This is a genomic window from Pseudomonas sp. DY-1, from assembly GCF_003626975.1.
In the GTDB taxonomy this organism is placed as follows: Bacteria; Pseudomonadota; Gammaproteobacteria; order Pseudomonadales; family Pseudomonadaceae; genus Metapseudomonas.
The window spans coordinates 2,848,562-2,871,481 of sequence record NZ_CP032616.1 but is presented as its reverse complement, the minus strand read 5'-3'; the positions used below and the strand labels follow the sequence as shown (position 1 = coordinate 2,871,481).

Here is a 22,920-nt window from a genome sequence, read left to right as displayed (position 1 = left end):
GCCATGATCCCAGGCCATGCTTCAGCGCCTCGGACTGACGAAGGTACTGTTGGCGCTGGTCTCGGTGGTCGGGTCGTCCAGGCTGCGTACTACGAAACGCAGCGGGCGAGAACCGGCCGGGCCGCTATCGTCGGTGTGCGCCACCGAGACCGGTAGCGAGAGAATCTCGCCAGCGCCGATGCTTACCTGATGCTCGCCTTGCAGGCGGAAACCAGGGGCATCCGCCAGCTCCACCACATAGCGCTGCTCCCGCTGGGTCTTGTTGATCAGCTTGAGGTTGTAGATGTTCTCGATCTCGCCGACGGCGTTCTCGCGGAACATGCCGCGGTCCTTGATCACGTCGACCGACAGTTGTGGACGAGTCGCACCCAGCCAGAAGAGAGCGATGATCATCAGCATCAGGGCGATGGCATAGCCGATCAGTCGCGGGCGCAGCAGGTGGGTCTTGCCACCTTCCAGCGCGCGCTCCGAGCTGTAGCCCACCAGGCCGCGGGCGTAACCCATGCGATCCATGATCGAGTCGCAGGCGTCGATGCAGGCGGCGCAGCCGATGCAGGCGATCTGCAGGCCGTCGCGAATATCGATGCCGGTGGGGCAGACCTGCACGCACATCTGGCAATCGATGCAATCCCCCAGACCCTGGGTTTTCGGGTCGCTGCCTTTCTTGCGCGGGCCACGGGACTCGCCGCGAGTGGCATCGTAAGAGACGATCAGCGTGTCCTTGTCGAACATCACGCTCTGGAAGCGGGCGTAGGGGCACATGTGGATGCACACCTGCTCGCGCATCCAGCCTGCATTTATATAGGTGGCGGCGGTGAAGAAGATCACCCAGAACAGCGCAGTCCCGCCGACCTCCCAGGTCGCCAGGTTCGCCACCAGATCGCGTACCGGGGTGAAGTAGCCGACGAAGGTAATGGCAGTAGCCAGGCTGATGGCGAGCCAGAGACCGTGCTTGGCGGAGCGGCGCAGCAACTTGCCGGCGCTCCAGGGCGCGGCGGCCAGCTTGATGCGCTGGTTGCGGTCGCCCTCGGTGATCTGCTCGCACCACATGAAGATCCAGGTCCAGACGCTCTGCGGGCAGGTGTAGCCGCACCAGACGCGACCGGCGAATACCGTGATGAAGAACAGGCCGAAGGCGCAAATGATCAGCAGCCCCGAGAGCAGGATGAAATCCTGGGGCCAGAACGTAGCGCCGAAGATATAGAACTTGCTGTCTTCCAGGCTCCACAGCACCGCCTGGCGACCGTCCCAGTCGAGCCACAGGGTGCCGAAGAAGAGCAGGCACAGCAGGCCCGCGCCGAGGCGGCGCAGGTCACGGTAGAAACCGGTGAAGCTACGTGTGTGGACAGGTCCGTTGGAGGCAGAAAGGGGTTTGCTTGCTATCGGCGGCAGGTTAGGGGTGACCTCTATTACCTGCGCTGGAATTCTCTCGCTCATGATCAGTGCCCATCAGGCTGTTACGGCGAGACGGACTATAGGAATGCACTGATGGGCAAAACAGATTCAGATCAGCCGGTAAAAACCATATCAGATTGGCCATAAGGGGACGCCAGGCCGCAAGGCGCGTGGCATGGGCACCTTGCGACGGAATGCGTTGCAGCTGTGCGACATCCAGTCGCGGGCCGTTGGGGGAGTCCAGCGCCGTGCGTGATTCTGATCCGCACGGACGCCCGGGCTGTACTGTCAATGCAACATCGAACCGATGCTTGCCACCGGTATGGCGCAGCTTGGGTAAGCGGGCGGACAGTACTGGGTCACGGCCAGAGGTTGTGGCAGGGGGCGCATCAGTATTGCGGCGTAGGCAGCACCGAAGGCGCAGATGATGACGGCGAGAAACAGCTTTCTTCTTGTTTTCATGGTCATGCCTCTGCAACGGAGGGACATCTTGTTATGGGGCAAGACTAGGAACCGCTGCGACAAACCGCCTCGTCCGAATGGACTAGATGCTGGGACGAACTGCTGAGTGCCATGAAGAGCGCGGCAATGGCGCGCGCTTCCTGCAGCTCACCCGACGCCACCAGTGCCGGCAGCCGTGACAGGGGTACCTGCATGACCTCCAGGGGTTCCGGTTCATCGCCTGTGGCCATGCAAGGTTGCAGCTCCTCCGCCAGCACCACGCTGCAGCTATGGCACAGGTGCCCGGGAGCCAGGGTCAGTACGCCCAGCTCGCGGAGGCGTCCGGCGCGTAGGCCGACTTCCTCCATCAGTTCGCGATTAGCAGCTTGCAGCATGGTTTCGCCGGGCTCGACACCGCCCTTGGGCAGGCCAAGCACGCGTTGTTCGACGCCGACGGCATATTCGCGAACCAGCAGCACGTGGTGGGGATCGGGCAGGGCCACCACCAGTACCGATTGATAGCCGGAACCGCGCAGACGCTCGTACACCCGCTGCTGGCCGTTGGCGAACTCCAGGTGCAGGGCTTCGATCTGGAACCAGTCGCTCCTGGCCAGCAGTTCGGTTTTGACGATAGTGGGCAGGCTGCGCATGGCGGGCTCCCGTGGCGGACCCAATAGAGCGTCGCGCGCATCGGTGCTAAGGGCATCGTCTGGATGGACTAAGTCACAGCCAGGGCGCAGGGCTGCGGGTGGTGCTGTAGGAGCCAGCTTGCTGGCGAACGGCCGCGAGCGGGAGTGTTCGCGAGCAAGCTCGCTCCTACGAAAGGGCATGGGCCCGACCGCTCACCCCAGCGTCGCCACGCTGCGCAGAATCAGTCGTACCAACATGGTCTGGCGCGTCACTCCGGTCTTGGAGAAGGTGGAGCGCAGGTGCGCCCGTGCCGTGTTGCGGCTGATGCCCAGGGCGTCGGAGGCCTCATCCAGGGTCAGGCCGTTGGCCAGCAGCATGGCCAGTTGGGCTTCGGCCGGGGTCAGGTCGAACAGTGCCTTGACGATCTCTTGGGGTGCGCTGGATTCCTGTTCCGGATCGCTGATGAAGATCACTACCGACGGGCACTGCTTGCCTTCGTTCCAGGCCGACAGCGGCACCGAACGCACGATGATGCCGAGGTCCGACTTGCCGGACGGCCGCTGCACCCGCAAGGCCTCTACCACCGATGGCAGGTTGTTTTTCTGCGATTGCAGGGCCTGCTTGACCAGACGGCGGAACTCCTGGGTATCCCGTGGGTTGCCCACCTGCAAACCATCGTTGACCAGCTTGAGGCCGTCCTTGTCCTGCAGAAGGCGTTCGGCCACCCGGTTCGTCTGCAGCACCTTGCCGTCCTCGTCGAGGATGATGGTGCCCACGGCGAGCTGGTCCACCGCGCCGGCGTACAGGTTGCGCTCGGTCTCGATGCGGTTGAGCTGCATGTGGATCTTGATCGAGCGTTCCAGGTGCGGGATGAACTGTGCCACCAGCGCCTTGTCGTCTTCAGTGAATTCCGCGTCCTCGCGGCCCCGGCTGACGCGGATGCGGCATTGCGCACCGTCACTGGTCCGGATATCGGCGCCGAGGATGTGGAACACCCCCACTGGCTCCAGGAAGCTCTTGAAGAATTCCGACTCTTCCCACTCCGTGCGGGAGAGGAATTCGCTATTGGTCACTACCTGCCGGTTGGGCAGACCGACAAAGGGGTCCAGTGCGAAGAAGTGCTTGTTGTAGGACGCGGTGACCTCGGAGGAGCTGCCCGTGGTGTTGACCATCAGGCCTTCGGCGTTCTCGCTCGGTGGCCGCAGGATAAAGGTGACGTACTTGCTCTGCAGGTACTGGTTCAGCTGATTGAGAAAGGTTGCCCAGGGGATGTCTTCCAGCGGTCCCTGATAGAGGTTGCCGAGCATCCCGCTGAATTCATCGAGCGTGAGATTGTGTGCCATGTCTGAACCGCTTTTTATTTTTGTAGGGAGCTTCTTACAGACTAACGGGATCATTCATCAAGACTGATCGTCTCCCACTGATCGGGAGACGATCGATCCCTACCGGACTCAGGCGGTCTCGGTGATGTCCAGAACAACGAAGGAGCGTGGCTCGACGAGACTTGCGGGCAGCTCGGCGATGTCGGTGTAGAACTGGTCGTACCACTTGCGCAGCTGATAGACCGGGCCGTCGCCGTCGCACAGCAGCGGGTTATCTACACGGGTCTTGCTGTGCCATATGGCCACGTCTTCATAGAAGGCGGCCTGGGCCTGCTGCACGTAGGCCTTGGCCATTTCGCGGTTCTGCTCGTCGGTCAGGCCGGGAACCTTCTTCACCAGTACGCCGTAACGCAGGGTGAAGCTGTTCAGGTCGATAGGGACGTGGCAGTTGAGCAGGATCGAGTGGATTTGCACGCCGTCCATGGCCCCAGTCATCTCGGTGATCTGGTAGGCCGGGCCGTAGTAGGTGGCCACCGTGGTCAGCTCGCTGTCGCCGGACAGGCGTGCGCTGCTGCCGCGCATCACCTGCACTGCCATGTGGCGCTCGAAGGTGTTGCTGAAGTGGTTGAGGTCGGTGCCGTGCACCGAGTCGAAGTGAGCCATGTCGGAGATGTTGTCGATCAGCTCGCGGCAGTTGGTGTCGATCTTCAGCTCGGCTACTTCCCAGTCCGCCCATTCTTCGCTGAAGCAGGCGTCGATGCGCGGGATGGCCTGTTCTTCGATCGGCGCATTGCCTTCCGGGTCGTTCCAGACGAACACCAGGTTGTTCTGCTCCGACACCGGCCAGGACTTGATCTTCGCCCGCGGGGGAATGCGCTTGGCGTAGGGAATGTCATCGCACACGCCGTCGGCGCGCCAGCGCCATTCGTGGAAGGGACAGCGGATCGCGTCGCCCTCGACACAGCCCTGGCTCAGGTCCGCCCCCATGTGCGGGCAGAAGCCGTCGAGGATGCGGATCTGTCCATCTTCCCCGGCGAAGGCCACCAGGCGGGTGCCGAACACATCCAGACGATGCGCCTTGCCATCACGGTACTGCGCGGCCAGGCCCAGGCAATGCCAGCCGCGTGCGAAGCGGGGTTCCAGCTGCTTGGCTTCGATTCGGTGCAGGGTACTCATCTTCTTGTTCTCCCATCGGGGTTCTCGAGGGCTGCTTGCGGCTCAGGCAGACCGGCGCAGCGGATGCACTGACCGGATTCTGCGGTGCCAGCATTTCCCGGCATCGTCTGATCGGACGATGGCCCTGGCCGGCGCCACGGTTTTACTGCGGGCGGGAGCAACGACCAGGAGTACCCGAGGGTGATCCACATACTCGATGAAATTCCGCTGGCCGCGGCGCGTCTCGCGCCGGTGCTGGAAGCGCTTGAGCGTCTCTACCTGCCGGCCTGCGCCGCACGTGGTCTGACCCTGGAACAGCGCTGGGTTTCGCCGCCGGTGGTGGTGCCGGGGCAGATGAATACGATCTGGCTGCTCTGGCAGGTGGCCGACGTGTGGGCCTACTACGCCATGCGCAGTGCGGCCGGCGATGAGGTGCGTGCCTTCTGGGACCTGGTGGAAGCGGATTGCGATGGACGGCGCCGTCACGTACTCGGCCCGGCGGGGCACCCCCTGGAGGCGCCCGATGTGGAGTGAGACCCTGCAACTGACCCTGGCTCAGGACTCTGATCCGGCTGCCGTCGAATACCATCTGCGCGAGAGTCTCCAGGCGTTGCCCGGCCTGCTGCATCTGGGCTTTGGTGCGAACCTGCCCGGTAGCTGGGGCGCCGCCGATTGCACCCTCGACCTGGCGTTCTCCGAGTCGGCCCCCACTGACCTCGACGATATCCTCGGGCGTGTTCCCGGCTTGGCTGGCGTCCAGCGTGTTCGCTACCAGCGCATCGGTGGCGGGCTCAGGAAGCCGACCATGGCCAGCGGCATCTGGCGCACGCTGCTACTTCGGGTGCGGCCGCAGGCAACCACGCAACAGCGTGCGGCGCTGGAGCAGGACTTGCTGCGGATGCCTGCCTACATGCCCGGCATCCGTAACTGGCAGCTTTCACGAGTGCAGTCTCCGGGACGCTGGACCCACGTCTGGCAGCAGGAATTCGCCCGGGTCGACGATCTGCTCGGGGAATACCTCAGCCACCCCTATCACTGGGCCTGGGTGGATCGCTGGTTCGATCCGGATTGCCCGGACTGGACGGTAGACGCCATCGCCCATGTCTTCTGTCCCTTCCAGGCAAGCCTGCTTGGCAGGGTTGCCCCTTTTACAGACAACTGACCGGGAGACTCGCATGCGCGCAGTGGTCATCGAACGCCTTGGTGGAGCCGAGGTGCTGCAAATGATGGAAGTCGAACGCCCCCGGCCCGGTCCCGGCGAGGTACTGGTGCGGGTGGTTTGCGCTGGCGTCAACCCGGCGGACTGGAAGTGCCGCGAAGGCTACCTGGGAGGATTCCTCGACTATCGCTTCCCTTTCATCCTTGGTTTCGACCTCGCAGGAACAGTCGCTGAACTGGGTGAGGGCGTGGGCGACCTGACGCCGGGCAGTCGGGTGTTTGCCCAGAGTGATGTCGGCGCGGGCAAGTGGGGTTCCTACGCCGAGTACGCCTGCGTATCCCGCGCGTCCCTGGTACCCATGCCCGACAATCTCGGTTTCGCCGCTGCGGCGGCCGTGCCCACGCCGGCACTGGCGGCCTGGACCGGCCTGCTCGAAGAGGGCGCCCTGCGTCCGGGCCAGACTGTGCTGATCCACGGTGGCGGAAGCGCGGTAGGTGGCTTTGCCATCCAGTTCGCCCGCTGTGCCGGGGCCCGCATCGCGACTACCTGCAGCGCAGCTAACGCCAGCCAGGCATGCGCCCTGGGTGCCGAGGTCGCCATCGACTATCGCGCTGAAGATATCCACAAGGCACTTGGGCGGTGGGCACCGGAAGGGGTCGATCTGGTACTCGACTGCATTGGCGGCGGCAGCCTGACAGGCGCGCTCGACCTGTTGCGCCCTGGTGGTGCCCTCGTCGCCATCCTCACCCTGGCGCCGGGCGATGCCGGTCCCGACCATACCGAAGCGGCCCGGCGTGGGCTTCGCACCGCGGTGGCCTACAGCCGCATGCCCAGCGGCGAACTGCTGGGGCGCATCGCCAGCCTGCTGGCCGCTGGACGGGTGCGGCCCCCGGCCTTGGACCTGCTACCGCTGGCGGAGGTGGCCAATGCCCACGAGCGCCTCAAGCAGGGCCGCGTGCGGCGCAAGCAGGTTCTGCAAGTCGCCGAGTGAGTGACGCCCTCGTCCGCTCGGACGATGGATTGGCCAGCCGAAGCGGCTCTACTGGCTCCGACAACAACTAGAGCGAGGGGCGTCAGCCATGCGAATCGAACAGGGCCAGGTGGCGGTGATCACGGGTGCGGCCGGCGGCATCGGCCGCGGCCTGGCGGAAGAAGGGGGCGCGCGCGGCCTGCGCCTGGTGCTGAGCGACGTGGACCCGCAGCGTTTAGCGGCCCTGGCCGGACAACTTCAGGCGCAAGGCGTCGAAGTAGTCAGCCGCGAGGCCAACGTAGCCGATGCGTCCCAGGTGGATGCTTTGCGCGATCTCGCCGTCGAACGCTTCGGCGGCGTCGATCTGCTGTTCAACAATGCCGGCGTCATTCAGACCGGCTTCAGCTGGGAGATCGAAGCCAGTCGCTGGCAACGCCTGCTGGATATCAACCTGGGGGGCGTGATCAACGGCATCCGCAGCTTCGTCCCCCTGCTGCTTGGCCAGCAGCGCCCGGCTCAGGTGGTCAACACCGCGTCCCTGGCCGGACTGGTTTGCAGCCCCATGCTCGGCCCCTACACCGTGAGCAAGCAGGCGGTGGTGGCGCTGTCGGAAACCCTGCACTACGAACTGGCTGCGTTGCAGTCACAGGTCAGCGTGGCCGTGCTCTGTCCGGGCCCGGTAGCCAGCGACATCATGGCGTCCAACCGGACTGCCGGTGCCGCTAGTGGCCAGCTCGATGCGTTGCTCGACAGCAGCATCCGCCAGGGCATGGACCCGCGCGATCTTGCCCGCGAAGTCTTCGCCGGCATCGAGGCCGGACGCTTCTGGCTGCTGCCCCACAAGAATTTCAAACCGGCGCTGGAACGGCGCCTCACCAGCATCCTCGACGAGACCAACCCGGTCTTCCAGATGGCCGAAGCCTAAGGACCGCATCATGCCCCTCGATCCTCAGATCGCCGCCGTACTCCAGCAATTCAGCGGCATGCCGCAACCGGACTACAGCCAGCTCGATCCGGTCCAGTACCGGCAGTTCTGCGACAACCTGATGCCGCCGATTCCCGGCGAGCGCCTGTTCGAGGTGCGCAACCTGGGCCTGGCCGGGGCCGAGGGCGAGCTGGACGCGCGCCTTTACCGACCTGAAGACCGCGATGATCTGCCGCTGCTGGTGTTCTTCCATGGCGGCGGCTTCGTCATTGGCAACCTCGATACCCACGACAACCTGTGCCGCAGCCTGGCGCGCCTGTGCAACGCGGTGGTGGTGTCGGTGGCGTACCGGCTGGCACCGGAAAGCCGCTTCCCGGCGGCGCCCTACGACTGTTACCGCGCCACCTGCGACCTGGTGGAACGGGCCCGCGAACTGGGCTTCGATGCCAGTCGCCTGGCCCTGGCCGGAGACAGCGCAGGGGCCAACCTGGCCATCGCCGTGAGTCGCCTGGCCCAGATTCGCAAGGGCCCGCGTATCGCCTGGCAGTGCCTGTTCTATCCGGCCACCGATGCCCGTTGCGATAGCGCGTCCCATGCAGCCTTCGCTGAGGGCTTCTTCCTCACCCGTGAACAGATGCGCTGGTTCTGGAGCCAATACCTGCCGCGCGCCGAACTGGTCGACGACGCCCTGGCATCCCCAGTGCGCGCCGAGGACCTGGTCGGCCTGCCGCCTACCACGCTGATCAGCGCCGAGTACGACCCGCTGCGTGATGAAGGCGAAGCCTTCGCCCAGCGCCTGCAACAGGCCGGGGTGCAGGTCCGCATGGAGCGTTGCGAAGGCATGATCCACGGGTTCATCAGCATGGCCGCGTTCGTCGGACGGGCCCAGGCCGCGCTGGAATCCGCCTGTGCCGACCTGCGTCGCGCATTGAACTAGAAGGAGCGCCCATGGACAGCCCACAGCGACTGATCGAGGCCATGGCCAGCGGCGCAATGCTCGTGGTGACCGATGACGATGAAGGTGAAGGCTCGCTGGTAATTTCTGCCTGCCGGGCCGATGCCGCTGCCATCAACTTCATGGCCCGCGAAGCGCGTGGGCTGATCTGCCTAGCGCTCACCGAGGAGCGCTGCAAGACCCTCGGCCTGGAACTCATGGTGCCCAACTCACGCGCCCGCCAAGGCATGGGTTTTACCCTGTCCATCGAGGCACGTACTGGGGTTTCCACCGGTATCTCCGCTGCCGACCGTGCACGCACGATCGAGGTCGCGGTGGACCCGGCCAGCAGCGCCAGCGACCTGGTGCAGCCCGGCCACATTTTCCCCCTGCGTGCCCAGCCGGGCGGGGTGATGCAGCGTGCCGGACATGTCGAAGCCGCGTGCGACCTGGCGCGCCTCGCCGGCCTGATCCCGGCCGCCGTACTGGTCGGCATCCTCGACGAAGACGGTGAGCCCGCGCGTGGCCAGACCCTGCGTGAGTTCGCGCAACGGCACGGTCTGCCGCTGGGCAGCGTGGCCGACCTGATCCACTACCGCATCCTCCACGAAGGCACTATTCGCCGCTCGGGCGAATACCCAATCCAGACCCGTCATGGCGAGTTCCGCGTCATCACCTACCTGGACGACTACCAGGGGCAACTGCACCTGGCCCTGGTACGCGGCGAAGTCCACCGCGACCGACCGGCACTGGTGCGGGTACAGGCCGCGGAAACCCTGAGGGACCTGCTCGATAGCCACCCTGGGCAGTGGAACCTTGACCGTTCGCTGGCGAGGGTGGCAGAAGAGGGCGCCGGCGTCGTGGTACTGCTGGCACAGCAGGAAACGCCGGCCGCGTTGATCGAACAGCTCCAGCAGGGCACGCACAAGCCCCGCCCGCCAAGCTTTCCCCAGCGCACGCTGGGAATCGGTGCACAAATCCTGCGGGATGTGGGCGTTCGCAAGATGCGCCTGCTGAGTTTCCCGGTGAACTACAAGGCGGTGTCTGGCTTCGAGCTTGAAGTCGTCGAGTTCGTTTCCTTGGATCAGGAGCAGGCATGAACCCGCACCTCGACTGTGTGTTGCAACCGGCCCGGCTTGCCGGGCTTCAACTGCGCAACCGACTGATCAAGACGGCCACCTTCGAAGGCATGTGCCCCGGCGGGATTCCCGGCGACGACCTGATCGAGCATCACGCGGCCATGGCTCGCGGCGGTGTCGGCCTGACCACCGTGGCTTATTGCGGTGTCTCGCCCGACGGACTCACCTTTCACGACCAGATGTGGATGCACGCCGGCATCTTCCCGCAGCTGCAGCGCCTGACCGCGGCGGTGCATGCCGAAGGTGGCGCTATTTCCGCCCAACTCGCCCACTGCGGCTACTTCAGCCGCAATCGCCCGCTCAACATTCCCCGGCCTCGCGGTCCGAGCGCCTGCATCAACCAGTACGGCCTGTTCTCCGGCATTCCCTTCGGAGGTGCCATGGGCATCGTCGACATCGGCCGAACGGTCGCTGAGTATGCCGCGGCAGCCGGGTTGGTCCGCGATGCCGGCTTCGATGCCATCGAAATCCACATGGGGCATGGCTACTTGCTCAGCCAGTTCATCTCGCCAGCGTTGAACAAGCGTCGCGACGCATACGGCGGCGCGCTGGAAAACCGCATGCGCCTGCCACTGCAGGTGCTGGCGGCGGTGCGTGGCGAGGTGGGACGCGATTTCCCAATTCTGGCCAAGCTCAATCTCAGCGACGGATTTGCCGGTGGCCTGCAGATCGAAGAGTCCTGCCAGGCGGCGCGTCTGCTGGAGGAGGCGGGACTGGACGCCATTGTCATGAGCGGCGGGTTGGTCAGTCGCACACCGATGTTCCTCTTTCGAGGCGCGAGCCCGCTGCCGCAGATGGTGCCGCTGGAGAAGAACCCTTTGCAGCGCACAGCGATGAAGTGGTTCGGTGGCGCCAGCTTCCCGGACCTGCCATTCGAAGAGCTGTACTTCCTCGAGCTGGCCCGGCAGATGCGAAGCGCGGTGAGCATGCCACTGGTGTATCTCGGCGGCGTCACAAGTGGCGAAGGCATCTCTCAGGCGGCGCAGGAGGGATTCGACTTCCTCGCCCTGGGACGTGCCTTGCTCAATGACCCGCACCTGCCGCAGCGCCTTCGGCATGAAGGCTCGAACTGGCGTAGCGCCTGCACCCACTGCAACCAGTGCGTAGCCAGCATGGCGTTGCCGGGTGGGATTCGCTGCGTGCTGAACCAGTCGGCCGCCTTCCTATAGGGGTGAATTCATTCGCCAACCGGTCCTTAGGACCGGTCCGGTACTTTCCGGGGAGGCTTCGCATCCCTTGGCGAATGAATTCGCCCCTACAGGGATCGTGTGCCCATCAAGTATCCAACCAGAAGGAACACCCATGACTCGTGAAGCATTCCCCGATGGCGTCGCCCTGGTAGTGGGCGGCAGTGGTGGCATGGGCCAGGCGATCTGCGAGCGCCTCGCCGAGGCCGGAAGCGATGTGGTGCTCACCTACCACCGCAACGCCGAACGCGCGCAGTCCGTGGTAGGCGCGGTAATGGAGCGCAGTCGTCGTGCCGAGGCGGTGCAACTGACCCTGGGCGATGAAGTGGCCGTTGCCGCGACGCTGCGGCAGCTCACCGCCGGCCGGCGTATTCATACCCTGGTGATCGCCTCCGGCTCCGACATCAGTCAGCCGCGCATCGGTGATCTCGACCTCGCGCAATGGAAACGAGTGATTGACGCCGACCTCAACGGTTTCCTCAACCTTGTGCTCTGCCTGCTGCCGCATATGCGCGATCAGGGCGGTGGTTCGATCGTGCATATCAGCTCCGCCGGGCTGTTCCGCTGGCCTGAGGGTGACGTGTTGTCGGTGGCGCCGAAGGCTGCCATCGAGTCGTTGATCCAGGGGATCGCCAAGGAAGAAGGCCGTCATGGCATCCGCGCCAACAGCGTGGCCATCGGCGTGATAGACGCGGGAATCTTCCACCGTCTCTGGGCGGACGGCACCTTTGACGAGCAGTGGAAGGACGCGGTACAGGGCAAGCTCTGCGTCAAACGCTGGGGCATGGCAGAGGAGGTGGCCGAGGCAGTGGCTTTCCTCGCCTCCAATCGTGCCGGCTACACCACAGGCCAGGTGCTGGCGGTGGATGGGGGATACGGGGTCTGACGCTTGAGGCGTTGGGCTTGCTGTAGGGTGGGGCCACGCTCTACCGGTCCACCATTCGTGATTCATCCGGACTCCGCTGGTGGATGTGTACGGCGACATCCACCTTACGCACGTTGCGAGTGTACGTAGGTTGGTGCAGAGCGCAGCGAAGCCCAACGTGGCTCGGTATCAGGTCCGCACCGTTGGGTTTCGCGTAGCTCAGCCACAACCTACGGGTCGTACAAAAAAGCCCCGCATTCGCGGGGCTTCTTTTCGATCACTGGAATCTCAAGGCTTCAACCCGCCCAGCATCAGCTTCGCCTGAGCCTGTACCAGCGGCGAGGCGGTGTAGTTGCCGTCGATGGGGGTGATCACCGCCTTGCCGAGGGACAGCTGGTAAGAGTCGCCCTGCTTCTGTTCGGTAGTCGGTGCGGGCGGCGGCACGAGGTTTACCCGTACGACGCCGTCAGCGCCCTGCTGGGGGGCGAAGACCACATTTCCCCAGTCGCTGATCGGGGCGAAGGCCACGCCCGTAACCTCGCCTGACTCCAGCGCCGGGTAGTTGATGTTCAACCCGGTATTGCCCGGCAGGCCAATCACGTTGGTTTCGCAGTAGGGCTTGGCCTTGCCATGGCTCTTGTCGCAGGTGCGTTTCGCCTCGGCGCCGATGGCGGCCGCGCGGTTGATCACGCGGACCGCGAAGCGTGCGGTGTCGTCCATGGCGTTCAGGGTTTTCTGGTAGCCGGCCTGCGGGTTCTGGGCGATCAGTTGCAGGTCGATGGCGGTGGACACGGCTACTGCTGGCACACCCTTGAACATGGCACGGACGGCGGCGTTGACGGTGCCGGACATCTGCGTCAGCGGTCCGACGTTGTCACCGAAGTTGGTGCCGGACACCACCAGGTCAGGGCGGTTGTCCTTGAGCAGCAGGTCAAGGCCGACGTTCACCGCGTCCACAGGCGTACCAATTGCAGAGGTCTTTCCGGCTGGCGGGACATAGCCGGCCGGAGCACCGACGCAGTATTTGTCCTGGGCAAGTTGGGTAATGGCGACCGGCTGGCCTGGTACCACGACGCTGGCAGCGCCGATGCCGCTGCTGTCGTTCTGCGGACCGACGAGGGTTACCTGGTGGCCGGCGGCGACCAGCGCCTGGTAGACGGCGTCGATACCGGGCGCGCGGCAGCCGTCGTCGTTGGTCAGGAGGATGTTCAGGGCGCTGGCCTGTGCGGACAGGCCAAGGGCGGCCAGGCAGATGCCGGCGCTCAACAGCGTTTTCATTGTTGTTTCCTCGTGAGGTGGGGCTGTTTGGAAAAAGCTGACCCTAGGGTCGATTTGTTACAGGCTTTCGAGGGTGCTGTTGCAACTGCTGCCGGGCGGCGGCGCCATTGCGGCTCCGCCACCCGGCATGCCTGGGATCAGCGACCCTGCTTGCGCAGGCTCGCGACGGTGAAGTTGCTGGCGTCGAAGTCGCTGGCGTTGAGCTTCGGCGCGTCCTGGTCGTTGATCAGGCGATCGGCCAGGTAGGAGCCGGCGATCAGGTCGTGATAGACCGCGACGCGGGCGTGGAAGCCCTGCAGCTCATAGGCGTAGATCGAAGCCTGCATGTTGGTGCGCCAGAGCTGGCCCTTGCCGTCGTAGTTGTCGGCCAGGGCGGCGGCCCAGGTGTCCTCATCGAGGTACATCACGCGCTTGCCGTAGACGTGGCGCTTGCCGGGCTTGAGGGTGGCTTCCAGCACCCAGACACGGTGCTTCTCATAGCGCATGTATTCCGGGTTGATGTGGCCGCTGGTGGACAGCAATTGGTCGAGCTTCACGGCCGGGTCATCGAGCCGGTAGTTGTTGTAGGGGATGTACAGCTCCTTCTTGCCCACCAGCTTCCAGTCGTAGCGGTCGGGGGCACCGTTGAACAGGCGGTCCTCGTCCATCACGCGGAAGCCGCCGGCGCCGTATGGGGTGTCATAGGCCACAGTGGGTGCGCGGCGCACGCGGCGGTTGCCGGGCAAGTACTGCCAGCTCTGGCGCGGTTGGGCCAGGGGGTCGGTGAACTCGTTGCCAAGGAAGATCTCTCCCCGCTTCCGGGTGGGTTCCATGGTGGTGATCATGAAGTGCGCCTGGATGCCGTTGAACCCGGTCGCGTTGCCCTTGGGATCGGTCCAGGGCGAGAGGATCTTGTAGTTCACCAACTCGAACTGGCGGTTACCGTTGGCCAGGGTCAGGGCCATCTTGTAGGTAGCGTCTTCCTTCCAGGCCACGGTGTGGAGGTTGTGGTTCCACATCAGCTCGTAGCCATTCTTCGGGATGGGGAATGGCGCACCACCGTAGGCGTTGGCCACTCCGTTGCCGTCATTCACGAGCTCGGCGTTCAAGGCATTCTGCTTGATCGCATCTTCCACCCACTGGGCGTAGCGGAAGTCCCGGTGACTCGGGTAGACCGGCATCTTGAAACTCTGTGGATAACGCTGGAACAGCGCCTTCTGCCCGTCCGAAAGCTGGTCGGCGTACTGCGCCATGTTCTGCGCGGTGATGGTGAACAGGGGCTGTTCGCCAGCGTACGGGTCAGGGTGCTTGTTGCCACTGCCGGCAAATTGCACCTGGGGCGGTGCACCGCGCCACTTGCCGCTCCAGGCGGGAATGCTGCCGTCGGCGTTGCCGGCTTTCTCTGCACCGGTGGGGGTCAGCTCCTGGCCCAGGCGTGCGGCTTCTTCCGGACCGACCTTGGCCAGGGCAGGAGCGCTGGCGATGCTGGCAACGAGCAGGGCGCCCAACAGAGGGGCGGGGTTTTTCATGAACATGTGCAAGGCTTCCGTGAGGGTTGCGGGGAAGCCCTGGCCCCGCCGTCTTGCGCGGCACGGGTGCCAGGGAGGGGCTCGGCTTATTTGCCGAGCTTGCGCAGGTTGGCGGCGGTGAAGTAGCTGGCGTCGAAGGCCGCGTCGTTCAGCTTTGCCGGCGTCAGGCCGTTGACCAGACGGTCGGCCAGGTAAGAACCGGCGATCAGGTCCTGGTACACCGCCACGCGGGCGTGGAAGGCCTGGATCTCGTAGGCGTACACGGAGGTTTGAGTGTTGGTGCGCCAGAGCTGGCCCTTGCCGTCGTAGTTGTCGCCCAGCGCGGCCGCCCAGCTGTCCTCGTCGAGATAGAACACGCGCTTGCCATAGACATGGCGCTTGCCCGGCTTGAGGGTCGCTTCCAGTACCCAGACACGGTGCAGTTCGAAGCGCACGTAGTCGGGGTTGATGTGGCCGGTGGCGCCGGTGATTTCACTGGCGGGCAGGTCCGGGTCGTCGAGGACGTAGTTGTTGTAGGGGATGTACATCTCCTTCTTGCCCACCAGCTTCCAGTCGTAGCGGTCTGGGGCGCCGTTGAACAGGCGGTCCTCGTCCATCACGCGGAAGCCGCCTGCACCGTAGGGCGTGTCGTAGCCGATGGTGGGTGCGCGGCGTACACGGCGGTTGCCGGGCAGGTACTGCCAGGCCTGGCGCGGCTTGGCCAGCGGATCGGTGAAGTCGCAGCTGAGGATGATTTCGCCCTTCTTGCGGGCCGGCTCCTGGGTGCTGATCATCGCGCACGCCTGGGTGCCGTCGAAGCCCTGGACGGAACCCCTGGGATCATCCCAGAGCGACAGGATCTGGTAGCCGACCTTCTCGTTCACGCGGCTGTTGTTGGCCAGCACCAGCGACATGTTGTAGGTGGCCTCTTCCTTCCAGGCACGCGCCGGCAGGTTCTGGTTCCACATCAACTCGTAGCCATTCTTCGGGATCGGGAAGGGCGAACCGCCGAAGGCATTAGCCACGCCATTGCCGTCGTTGACCAGTTCGGCGCTGAGCGCGTTCTGCTTGATGTTGGCTTCCACTACGGGTGAAAAGCGGAAGTCGCGATGGCTGGGATACACCACGATCCGGTAGGTGTCCGGGTAACGCTTGAACAGCGCCAGTTGGCCGTCGGATAGCTTGTCCTTGTACTGCTCCACGTTGGCCGCGGTAATGGTGAACAGCGGCTTCTCGCCCGCATAGGGATCGGGGCGCTTGCTGCCGGTGCCGTCGAATTTCACATGGGGTGGGGCGCCCAGCCATTTTCCGCTCCAGGCGGGAATGCTGCCATCGGCGTTACCGGCCATCTCGGCGCCCATGGGGGTCAGGTCCTTGCCCAGGCGGGCGGCTTCTTCGGGGCTGACCTTGGCCAGCACGGGAGTGCTGGCCAGGCTGGCGGCGAAGAGGGCGATGAGGAGCGGTTTGTTGTTGTGCGCTTGCATCTCGTCTCTCCTGCTGCGGTGGATCAGAAGCTGTACTTGGCGCTGAGGCCGAAGTTGTCGCGGTCAGCCAGAGGGGTGTCGCCGGCGTCGCCGAGGAAGGCGTTGTAGCGGGCCTCGACGGTGAAGTTGTTGAGGTAGCGCCAGGTGGTGCCGATGCCGAGGCGGTCGTCGCCTTCGCCCATGCCGAAGCTGCCGGCCATGGAGGAGTCGCCGCCGAGCGACTGGCTGTAGATGAGCGGAACGGTCAGGTCCCAGCCTTCGAAGATGTTCAGGTACTCAAGCGACAGGTTGAGGGTGTAGCCCCAGGCCTTCTTGTCGTTGTAGAGCTCGTCGGTGTTGTTGGTGGTGATGGGCACGGCGCCGCCGAAGCCGTCCGGTACGAAGACGTTGAAGCTGGGCGCGCGGTCGTTGTCGAGCACCTCGTTGTAGCCAACCTCACCGGTCAGGGTGGTGTTGTCGGCGAAGGGCTGGTCACCGAAGGAATGGATGAACGACACCTGCGCCTGCAGGGTCTCGGCGCGCACCGCGTGCGGTGTCAGGCCGGTATCCACCAGCACCGGTTGGCCATCGCGGTAGCTCACTTCACCGCTCACGTTGGTCTCGCCGAGCACAGTGGAGAAGCTGGCGCCATAGAGGTCGATGTTGTCGAAGTAGCGCACCTGGTACTGGGCGGAGTTCCAGTTGGTGAGGAAGTCCAGGGTCGGCGCCTTGTCGTGGAAGCGGATGTAGTAGAGACCAAATTCGGTGTTGTTCAGCGACTCGGCGACGTAGGTCATGGCCACGCCGTACTGGCCGCTGTCGCTCGGCTTGTCGTCGCCGATCCGGCGGGTCAGGCCGAAGGCGTCGGTGAAACCGCCTTTATCCATCTGGTCGGTGACCGAGAAGAAGCTGCCGACACCATCGATCTCGGTCTTGTCCCAGTCGTACTGGTAGTAGGCCTGCAGGCCGAGGTTGTCGGTGAGGCTGAGCTGGCCGAAGAGCTGGCCGACCGGCAGGAAGATTTCCTTCACCTCCACGCCAGGGGTATTCACCTTGGTGCCATCGGCCGGGCTCATGGCTGAGGAAATGCCGTTGGCGATGAACAGGCTCTCGCCCCAGCTCACCACCTGGTCGCCGAGGCGCAGGTTGATGTCGTGGCCGCCCATGTCCCAGGCGCCGTAGAGGTAGGAGTCGAGCAGGCGGACGTCCTTGCCGTGCTGGTCGATGGTGTCATGGGGGAAGTGGTTGGCCTGGGAGCAGCCGCCGCCAGCGAGGCAGTTGGAGGTGCCGGTGCCGTTGTCATTGCTGCGGTTGTAGACATCGTCGTAGAAGCCGCTGGCGCGCATGAACAGGCCGAAATCGCTGCGCCAGTTGAAGTTGGCCTCGGTGAGGAAGCTGGCGCGGTTGGTGATCAGGCTGCCCTTGTCGAAAGCGTTGTTGCCGTCGTCGATGTTGGCGATGTTCGGGTTCGGGAAACCGTTGGACAGCGCGTGATCGCGGGACTCGGTACGCCAGGCGAGGGCGTAGGTGAGGGTCGTGTCCCAGGAGATTTTCAGGTCATCGTTGGGCTGGAAAGCCAGAGCGTGACCCTGGCCAGCATGGCCGAGGGCAAGGCCCAGGCAGGCAAAGCGGATCGCGGAGTGAAGCGGCGCAAGGGGATGCCCCTTTGTTGTTCTTATCATGATGTCGCTCTCGGCGTGTCTGGGCACAGCTCGTTCCGCCAGGCCCAAGATTGAGTTGAGTGTGGCGGGCTGACTATGTGGTCACCGAGAGGGCGCAACATCGTCCGAAAAGACTAAGCGGAACGGCCCGGCACAAGGTGTCTACCGCTAGTCCCAACGGACGATGTTGCTGCAAGGAGGGCTGTCGAGAATCCGGCTGGATTGCGCATACAGAACAACAAGGGAGTAACCCGATGAGCGCCAACAGCCTGCAGTGGGACGACAGTTGCGACGTACTGGTGGTTGGGTCAGGAGCCGGCGCCATGACCGCTGCGCTCCGTGCCCGAGACCTCGGTTCGAAGGTGCTGGTGGTGGAGAAGAGCGACCGCTACGGCGGCACCTCGGCCGTATCCGGTGGTGGTATCTGGATACCCTGCAACCACCGCATCGAGGCCCTCGGCGGTGAAGACTCGGCCGAAGAAGCGATCGCCTACATCCGCGCCGTGACCCATGGCGAGATCGATGACGGACGCATCGAGGCCTACGTGGAACAGGGGCATCAGGTGGTACGCTACCTCGAAGCCAATTCGCGGGTGCGATTCGAGGCCCAGCCACGTTACGCCGACTACTACCCGGAAGTCCCCGGCGGCAAGCCAGGCTACCGCTCCATGGACCCGCTACCCTTCGACGCACGCCTGCTGGGGGACGAGTTCGCCCGTATGCGCGAGCCTTCTCCCGGCACCCTGATGATGGGCCGCATGGCCATGACCATGAAGGAAGCGCAGGTGCTGTTGTGCCGCGGCCCTGGCTGGTTCGGCCTGACCTTGAAGATTCTCTGGCGCTACTGGCGCGACCTGCCGGGACGACTGCGCTCGAAGCGCGACCGTTTCCTGACTCTTGGCAACGCGCTGGTTGCCGCCTTGCGCCGTTCTCTGCTGGACCGCGACGTACCGCTCTGGCTCAACTGCCGGCTCGAGCGCCTGATCGAGGAAGACGGCCGCGTGCTGGGCGCCGAAGTGATCCGTGATGGCCGCCGCCTGCTGATTCGTGCCCGTCGTGGTGTGGTGCTCGGCGCTGGTGGTTTCGAGCGCAACCAGGAAATGCGCAGCCAGCATCATCCGCAACCCTCCCGCAGTGCCTGGAGCGCCACGCCGCCGTACAACACCGGCGATGCCATTCGTGCTGGGCAGGCACTCGGCGCCGCCACCGCGTTGATGGACCACAGCTGGTGGGCGCCCACCACCCATGTCGAAGGCGAGGAGAAGCAGCGTGCGCTGTTCGTCGAGCGCACTCTGCCTGGCTGCATCATGGTGGATGCGGCGGGGCAGCGCTTTGTCAATGAAGCCGCGCCCTACACCGATATCGTCTATGCGATGTACGAGCACGACAGTGAAGGCGCCCGCAGCGTGCCTTGCTGGCTGGTGTTCGATGCCGAGTTCCGTCGCAAGTACCCCTGCGGTGCGCTGTTGCCGGGCTACGCGATGCCGGATAGCCGTTTGCCGAAGCACTTGCAGGGCTATTTCTACAAGGCCGATAGCCTGGTGGAACTGGCCGGGCAGATCGGCGTCGATCCCGCCGGGCTGTTGCGAACAGTTGAGCGCTTCAACCCGATGGCCGAGGCCGGGCGGGATGAGGACTTCCACAAGGGCGACTCGCTGTTCGATCGCTACTACGGTGACCCCACTGTGCAACCGAATCCCTGCCTGGCGCCGCTGCTGCAAGCGCCTTACTACGCCGTGAAAGTGGACGCCGGCGACATCGGCACCAAGGGCGGCTTGCTCACCGATGTGCACGCCCGTGTGCTGCGAGAGGATGGAAGCCCCATCGCCGGGCTCTATGCCATCGGCAACACCGCCGCTTCCATGATGGGCCGCACATATCCCGGTGCCGGCTCCACCATCGGCCCGGCCATGGTGTTCGGCTTCCTCGCCGCCAGTCATATCCACGATGCGGAGCAGGAGGCTGTAGGGGCGAATTCATTCGCGAAACAGGCCGCGGGTCTGCCCTCCTGATTCAGGGAAGAACGAATTCTCACTACTCCCCGTAGCGTGTGCTGCGCACACCGAAACATCCGCACGGGGCTTCCGGTGCGCATGGCGCACCCTACCCATTCGGGAGAATCCCATGACTGCAAGCAAACCCCGTATCGCCCTGGTCACCGGCGCCAGCCGTGGCGTCGGCAAGGGCATCGCCATCGCCCTGGGCGCCGCCGGTATGACCGTCTACCTCAGCGGTCGCTCCAGTACCGAAAGCGCCAGCCGCCTGCGTGGCCAGTTGTTGCCCGGCAGCCTGGCGGAAACCGCCGAAGCAGTGACCCGGGCTGGCGGCCAGGGCATCGCCGTGCCCTGCGATCATCGCGATGACGAACAGGTGCACGCACTCTTCGCCCGTATCGAACGGGAGCAGGGTCGTCTCGACCTGCTGGTGAACAACGCCGCTTTCCTCCACGAGAACCTGATCGACCCCGGCCCTTTCTGGGAAAAGCCCCTGGAACTGGTGGACATCCTCGATGTCGGCCTGCGCTCCGCCTACATCGCCAGCTACCACGCGGCGCCATTACTGGTGAAGAACGGCCACGGCCTGATCGCCTTCGTCTCGTCCTACGGCGCCGGCTGCTATATGCACGGCCCGGCCTATGGCGCGCAGAAGGCGGGTGTGGACAAGTTCGCGGCAGATATGGCGGTGGATCTCGAAGGCACGGGCGTCAGCGCGGTTTCCCTGTGGCTCGGGCCGCAGCGAACCGAGCGCACCGCAATCGCCGGTGCCGAACGGGCCGACCAGTACGAAGCCTTCCTGGCCGTGGCGGAAACCCCTGAGTTCAACGGCCAGGTGATCCATGCCTTGCTGAACGACCCGCAGCTTTCCAGCCTCTCCGGACAGACCCTGGTGACGGCGGAGTTGGCGCAGGGCTATGGCATCAGTGAAGCCGAAGGGCGCCAACCGCCGTCCTATCGGGAGATGCTCGGCAGCCCTCGTGTGCAACATCCGGCGCGGGTGATTTGAAGCGGGATTGCAAAAGGGGCGGCCGAGGCCGCCCCTTTTTTCTTCCAGTGGCTCAGCCCCAGTGCGCCTGGCCACCATCCAGCGGAATGGTTGCACCGGTCAGGTAGCGGGCCTGGTCGCTGACCAGGAAGGCCACGGTGCGGCCAATATCGTTCTCGCAATCGCCGACCCGGCCCAGGGGAATGCTGTGAACGAACGCTGCCGCTTCATCCGGGTAGGCGTCCATCCAGCCGCGCAGACCGGGCGACAACGCAAGCGGCGCGATGACATTGACGCGGATGCCATCCGGCCCCCATTCACAGGCGGCACCACGGCTGAGCGCGCGAATGGCCTCTTTCGTCGCGGCGTAATGTCCGTAGCCGGAGGCATCCCAGCGGACGGCGGCGGAAGAGGCCAGGTTGACCACTGCGCCGTCGCCCTTCAGATGCGGGTAACAGGCGCGCATCAGGCGCACGGCTGCCATCGGACCAGAGTCGAGTCCCTTGCTGAAGTCCTCGTCTGTGACCTCCAGAATACGGCCCAGCGGAATGATCTGCGCGTTGTTCACCAGGATGTTCAGGCCGCCGAAAGCGTCCACTACCTGGGCGACACAGCGTTCGATATCAGCGGGATCCGTTACGTCGCAGGTCACCGCCAATCCCGTACCTCCGCGCTGCGCGATCTGTGCGCAGGTTTGCTCCAGTGTGGCGATGGTGCGTCCTGCCACTGCGACGCGCGCGCCCTCGGCTGCCAGTGCCAGGGCTATACCCTGGCCGACGCCCTGGCCACCACCGGTCACCAATGCGACCTTGCCTTCCAGCATTTTCATCGGTTGTCTCTCCTGAGAGTCTTCAATGGGGACTGCACAGGGGAACCTCCCACCGATACCAGGAGGTTGCATCGTCCGCAGGGACTAGCGATCGCGTCAGCCGGCGCGAAGTTCGCGAATGCCCTTGCCCAGGCGCTTGCGCAGCAGGGTACGCAGGGTCACGCCGTCGGCGTAGCCCACCAGTCCGGCGACCTGGTCGACGCTGTGCTCACTGGTCTTCAGCAGATGCACGGCGCGTTCGATGCGCAGGTCCTGCACATAGGCCAGGGGCGTTTTGCCCAGCACTTCGTGGATGCGCCGGGCGAGGGTGCGCTTGCTGGTGGCCAGTTCGCCAGCGGCGACGTCGAGGTTGAACCCTTCCGCCAGGCGGTCGCGCACCCAGCGATCGAAGCGCTGCACCAGCGGGTCGGCGTGAGCCAAGTGGTCGGAGAGGGCATAGGCCGATTGCGACGGGCGTGAGTCGACGATCAGGTAGCGCGCCACCAGGGCGGCCAGTTCCGGGCTGGTCTGGCGAATCAGCCAGAGGGTCAGGTCCAGATGGCTCAGCGCGGCGCCGGCGGTGACCCACTGCCCGGAGCTGACGATCATTCGCCCGGCATCGAGTTGCACCTGTGGATAACGTTGCCGGAAAAGCGGCGTCAGCCACCAGGTGGTAGTGGCCTCATGGCCGTCCAGCAAGCCGGTTTCCGCCAGCACGAAGGTGCCGATGCAGGCAGCGGCAATGCGCGCCCCCCCTTCGGCCCAGGCGCGCAGGGCGGCGACCGCATCGGCTACGTCTGGACGCGCCAGGGCCTGTTGCAACGGGTCGGGCATCTTGTAGCCCATAGCCGGAACGATCACCCATTCCGGTACCGGACAGTCCGTCACCAGGCGCACGGGAACGCCGAACCCCAGCGAGCTGTTCACCTGGGGCCGCACGCCCGCCAGGGCCACCTCGAACTGCGGGCAGGGTAGACCATGCAAGGTGGCCAGCTCGTTGGCGGTGGTCAGTGCATCGAGGACGGCGGCCAGACCTGTATCGAAAACCCCTTCAAGGGCGAGGACGGTGATCTTCATGGCGAGATCGCTACCAAAGTTGTCAATCGCGCCAGTATTGCA

The 22,920-nt window shown here is 64.7% G+C and carries 21 protein-coding genes; 10 read left to right on the top strand and 11 right to left on the bottom strand.

The annotated features are described in order from the left end of the window. Window positions 1-21 precede the first annotated feature (21 nt). The 5 genes from ccoG to D6Z43_RS13530 all read right to left on the bottom strand — a co-directional run bounded on the left by ccoG (window position 22) and on the right by D6Z43_RS13530 (window position 4,964). Window positions 22-1,437 (bottom strand): cytochrome c oxidase accessory protein CcoG, encoded by a 1,416-nt coding sequence (gene ccoG, locus D6Z43_RS13545; RefSeq protein ID WP_120652701.1) that lies wholly within the window; start codon window positions 1,435-1,437, stop codon window positions 22-24. 246 nt (window positions 1,438-1,683) lie between these two features. Next, complete coding sequence (locus D6Z43_RS27920) at window positions 1,684-1,857, bottom strand: hypothetical protein (protein ID WP_153922406.1); 174 nt, start codon at window positions 1,855-1,857, stop codon at window positions 1,684-1,686. Between the two features lie 44 nt (window positions 1,858-1,901). Continuing rightward, a complete protein-coding gene (gene nudE, locus D6Z43_RS13540) occupies window positions 1,902-2,486 on the bottom strand; it encodes an ADP compounds hydrolase NudE (protein ID WP_120652700.1) in 585 nt (194 codons plus the stop codon). A 192-nt stretch (window positions 2,487-2,678) separates the two neighbouring features. Further along, window positions 2,679-3,809 carry a LuxR C-terminal-related transcriptional regulator gene (locus D6Z43_RS13535; RefSeq protein WP_120652699.1) on the bottom strand — a complete coding sequence of 377 codons (1,131 nt, stop codon included), beginning with the start codon at window positions 3,807-3,809 and terminating at the stop codon, window positions 2,679-2,681. A gap of 108 nt (window positions 3,810-3,917) precedes the next feature. Next, entirely contained in the window at window positions 3,918-4,964 is a 1,047-nt protein-coding gene (locus tag D6Z43_RS13530) for a Rieske 2Fe-2S domain-containing protein (RefSeq protein WP_120652698.1), read from the bottom strand. Window positions 4,965-5,144: 180 nt separating this feature from the next. Between D6Z43_RS13530 and D6Z43_RS13525 the strand changes: the two genes are divergently transcribed. The 8 genes from D6Z43_RS13525 (at window position 5,145) to D6Z43_RS13490 (ending at window position 12,143) form a co-directional block, all read left to right on the top strand. Then, window positions 5,145-5,477: a hypothetical protein gene (locus D6Z43_RS13525; RefSeq protein WP_120652697.1), complete on the top strand. Its 333-nt coding sequence runs from the start codon at window positions 5,145-5,147 to the stop codon at window positions 5,475-5,477. Beyond that, window positions 5,467-6,105, top strand: a complete 639-nt coding sequence (locus tag D6Z43_RS13520) for a Dabb family protein (RefSeq protein ID WP_120652696.1) — start codon at window positions 5,467-5,469, stop codon at window positions 6,103-6,105. Before D6Z43_RS13525 ends, D6Z43_RS13520 begins: the two co-directional genes overlap by 11 nt. A 13-nt stretch (window positions 6,106-6,118) precedes the next feature. Beyond that, window positions 6,119-7,093 (top strand): NADP-dependent oxidoreductase, encoded by a 975-nt coding sequence (locus D6Z43_RS13515; protein ID WP_120652695.1) that lies wholly within the window; start codon window positions 6,119-6,121, stop codon window positions 7,091-7,093. Between the two features lie 88 nt (window positions 7,094-7,181). Further along, complete coding sequence (locus tag D6Z43_RS13510; RefSeq protein WP_120652694.1) at window positions 7,182-7,997, top strand: SDR family NAD(P)-dependent oxidoreductase; 816 nt, start codon at window positions 7,182-7,184, stop codon at window positions 7,995-7,997. Window positions 7,998-8,007: 10 nt separating this feature from the next. Then, window positions 8,008-8,934, top strand: a complete 927-nt coding sequence (locus tag D6Z43_RS13505; protein WP_120652693.1) for an alpha/beta hydrolase — start codon at window positions 8,008-8,010, stop codon at window positions 8,932-8,934. 11 nt (window positions 8,935-8,945) lie between these two features. Continuing rightward, window positions 8,946-10,031 (top strand): 3,4-dihydroxy-2-butanone-4-phosphate synthase, encoded by a 1,086-nt coding sequence (gene ribB, locus D6Z43_RS13500; protein WP_120652692.1) that lies wholly within the window; start codon window positions 8,946-8,948, stop codon window positions 10,029-10,031. Beyond that, on the top strand, window positions 10,028-11,239 hold the full coding sequence (locus D6Z43_RS13495) for an NADH:flavin oxidoreductase (protein WP_120652691.1): 1,212 nt from the start codon (window positions 10,028-10,030) through the stop codon (window positions 11,237-11,239). Before ribB ends, D6Z43_RS13495 begins: the two co-directional genes overlap by 4 nt. Before the next feature lie 133 nt (window positions 11,240-11,372). Further along, window positions 11,373-12,143, top strand: coding sequence for an SDR family NAD(P)-dependent oxidoreductase (locus tag D6Z43_RS13490; protein ID WP_120652690.1), 771 nt, complete (start codon window positions 11,373-11,375; stop codon window positions 12,141-12,143). A gap of 267 nt (window positions 12,144-12,410) precedes the next feature. On the opposite strand, the gene surE is transcribed toward D6Z43_RS13490, so the two are convergent. The 4 genes from surE to D6Z43_RS13470 all read right to left on the bottom strand — a co-directional run bounded on the left by surE (window position 12,411) and on the right by D6Z43_RS13470 (window position 18,032). Further along, window positions 12,411-13,400, bottom strand: coding sequence for a 5'/3'-nucleotidase SurE (gene surE, locus D6Z43_RS13485; RefSeq protein ID WP_120652689.1), 990 nt, complete (start codon window positions 13,398-13,400; stop codon window positions 12,411-12,413). Window positions 13,401-13,537: 137 nt separating this feature from the next. Further along, the gene (locus D6Z43_RS13480; RefSeq protein ID WP_218569238.1) at window positions 13,538-14,914 is read right to left on the bottom strand and encodes a DUF1329 domain-containing protein; all 1,377 of its coding nucleotides are present in this window, start codon (window positions 14,912-14,914) and stop codon (window positions 13,538-13,540) included. Window positions 14,915-14,994: 80 nt separating this feature from the next. After that, complete coding sequence (locus tag D6Z43_RS13475) at window positions 14,995-16,371, bottom strand: DUF1329 domain-containing protein (RefSeq protein WP_120652688.1); 1,377 nt, start codon at window positions 16,369-16,371, stop codon at window positions 14,995-14,997. 23 nt (window positions 16,372-16,394) lie between these two features. Next, window positions 16,395-18,032, bottom strand: a complete 1,638-nt coding sequence (locus D6Z43_RS13470) for a DUF1302 domain-containing protein (RefSeq protein WP_120652687.1) — start codon at window positions 18,030-18,032, stop codon at window positions 16,395-16,397. Between the two features lie 233 nt (window positions 18,033-18,265). On the opposite strand from D6Z43_RS13470, the gene D6Z43_RS13465 reads away from it, so the two are divergent. Then, the gene (locus D6Z43_RS13465) at window positions 18,266-20,023 is read left to right on the top strand and encodes an FAD-dependent oxidoreductase (RefSeq protein ID WP_120652686.1); all 1,758 of its coding nucleotides are present in this window, start codon (window positions 18,266-18,268) and stop codon (window positions 20,021-20,023) included. A gap of 112 nt (window positions 20,024-20,135) precedes the next feature. Next, window positions 20,136-21,014 (top strand): SDR family NAD(P)-dependent oxidoreductase, encoded by an 879-nt coding sequence (locus D6Z43_RS13460; RefSeq protein WP_120652685.1) that lies wholly within the window; start codon window positions 20,136-20,138, stop codon window positions 21,012-21,014. 52 nt (window positions 21,015-21,066) lie between these two features. Here the strand turns inward: D6Z43_RS13460 and D6Z43_RS13455 are convergent, their stop codons facing one another. Continuing rightward, a complete protein-coding gene (locus D6Z43_RS13455; RefSeq protein ID WP_256661007.1) occupies window positions 21,067-21,822 on the bottom strand; it encodes an SDR family NAD(P)-dependent oxidoreductase in 756 nt (251 codons plus the stop codon). Window positions 21,823-21,918: 96 nt separating this feature from the next. Then, entirely contained in the window at window positions 21,919-22,878 is a 960-nt protein-coding gene (locus tag D6Z43_RS13450) for a GlxA family transcriptional regulator (RefSeq protein WP_120652683.1), read from the bottom strand. Between the last annotated feature and the right edge of the window lie 42 nt (window positions 22,879-22,920).

Coding starts and splice junctions, on each gene's coding strand:
- D6Z43_RS13450 (WP_120652683.1), bottom strand. CDS start 22,878: ATGAAGATCACCGTCCTCGCCCTTGAAGGGGTTTTCGATACAGGTCTG.
- D6Z43_RS13465 (WP_120652686.1), top strand. CDS start 18,266: ATGAGCGCCAACAGCCTGCAGTGGGACGACAGTTGCGACGTACTGGTG.
- ribB (WP_120652692.1), top strand. CDS start 8,946: ATGGACAGCCCACAGCGACTGATCGAGGCCATGGCCAGCGGCGCAATG.
- nudE (WP_120652700.1), bottom strand. CDS start 2,486: ATGCGCAGCCTGCCCACTATCGTCAAAACCGAACTGCTGGCCAGGAGC.
- D6Z43_RS13470 (WP_120652687.1), bottom strand. CDS start 18,032: ATGATAAGAACAACAAAGGGGCATCCCCTTGCGCCGCTTCACTCCGCG.
- D6Z43_RS13455 (WP_256661007.1), bottom strand. CDS start 21,822: ATGAAAATGCTGGAAGGCAAGGTCGCATTGGTGACCGGTGGTGGCCAG.
- D6Z43_RS13490 (WP_120652690.1), top strand. CDS start 11,373: ATGACTCGTGAAGCATTCCCCGATGGCGTCGCCCTGGTAGTGGGCGGC.
- D6Z43_RS13495 (WP_120652691.1), top strand. CDS start 10,028: ATGAACCCGCACCTCGACTGTGTGTTGCAACCGGCCCGGCTTGCCGGG.
- surE (WP_120652689.1), bottom strand. CDS start 13,400: ATGAAAACGCTGTTGAGCGCCGGCATCTGCCTGGCCGCCCTTGGCCTG.
- D6Z43_RS13460 (WP_120652685.1), top strand. CDS start 20,136: ATGACTGCAAGCAAACCCCGTATCGCCCTGGTCACCGGCGCCAGCCGT.
- D6Z43_RS27920 (WP_153922406.1), bottom strand. CDS start 1,857: ATGAAAACAAGAAGAAAGCTGTTTCTCGCCGTCATCATCTGCGCCTTC.
- D6Z43_RS13535 (WP_120652699.1), bottom strand. CDS start 3,809: ATGGCACACAATCTCACGCTCGATGAATTCAGCGGGATGCTCGGCAAC.
- D6Z43_RS13505 (WP_120652693.1), top strand. CDS start 8,008: ATGCCCCTCGATCCTCAGATCGCCGCCGTACTCCAGCAATTCAGCGGC.
- ccoG (WP_120652701.1), bottom strand. CDS start 1,437: ATGAGCGAGAGAATTCCAGCGCAGGTAATAGAGGTCACCCCTAACCTG.
- D6Z43_RS13515 (WP_120652695.1), top strand. CDS start 6,119: ATGCGCGCAGTGGTCATCGAACGCCTTGGTGGAGCCGAGGTGCTGCAA.
- D6Z43_RS13520 (WP_120652696.1), top strand. CDS start 5,467: ATGTGGAGTGAGACCCTGCAACTGACCCTGGCTCAGGACTCTGATCCG.
- D6Z43_RS13530 (WP_120652698.1), bottom strand. CDS start 4,964: ATGAGTACCCTGCACCGAATCGAAGCCAAGCAGCTGGAACCCCGCTTC.
- D6Z43_RS13475 (WP_120652688.1), bottom strand. CDS start 16,371: ATGCAAGCGCACAACAACAAACCGCTCCTCATCGCCCTCTTCGCCGCC.
- D6Z43_RS13480 (WP_218569238.1), bottom strand. CDS start 14,914: ATGTTCATGAAAAACCCCGCCCCTCTGTTGGGCGCCCTGCTCGTTGCC.
- D6Z43_RS13510 (WP_120652694.1), top strand. CDS start 7,182: ATGCGAATCGAACAGGGCCAGGTGGCGGTGATCACGGGTGCGGCCGGC.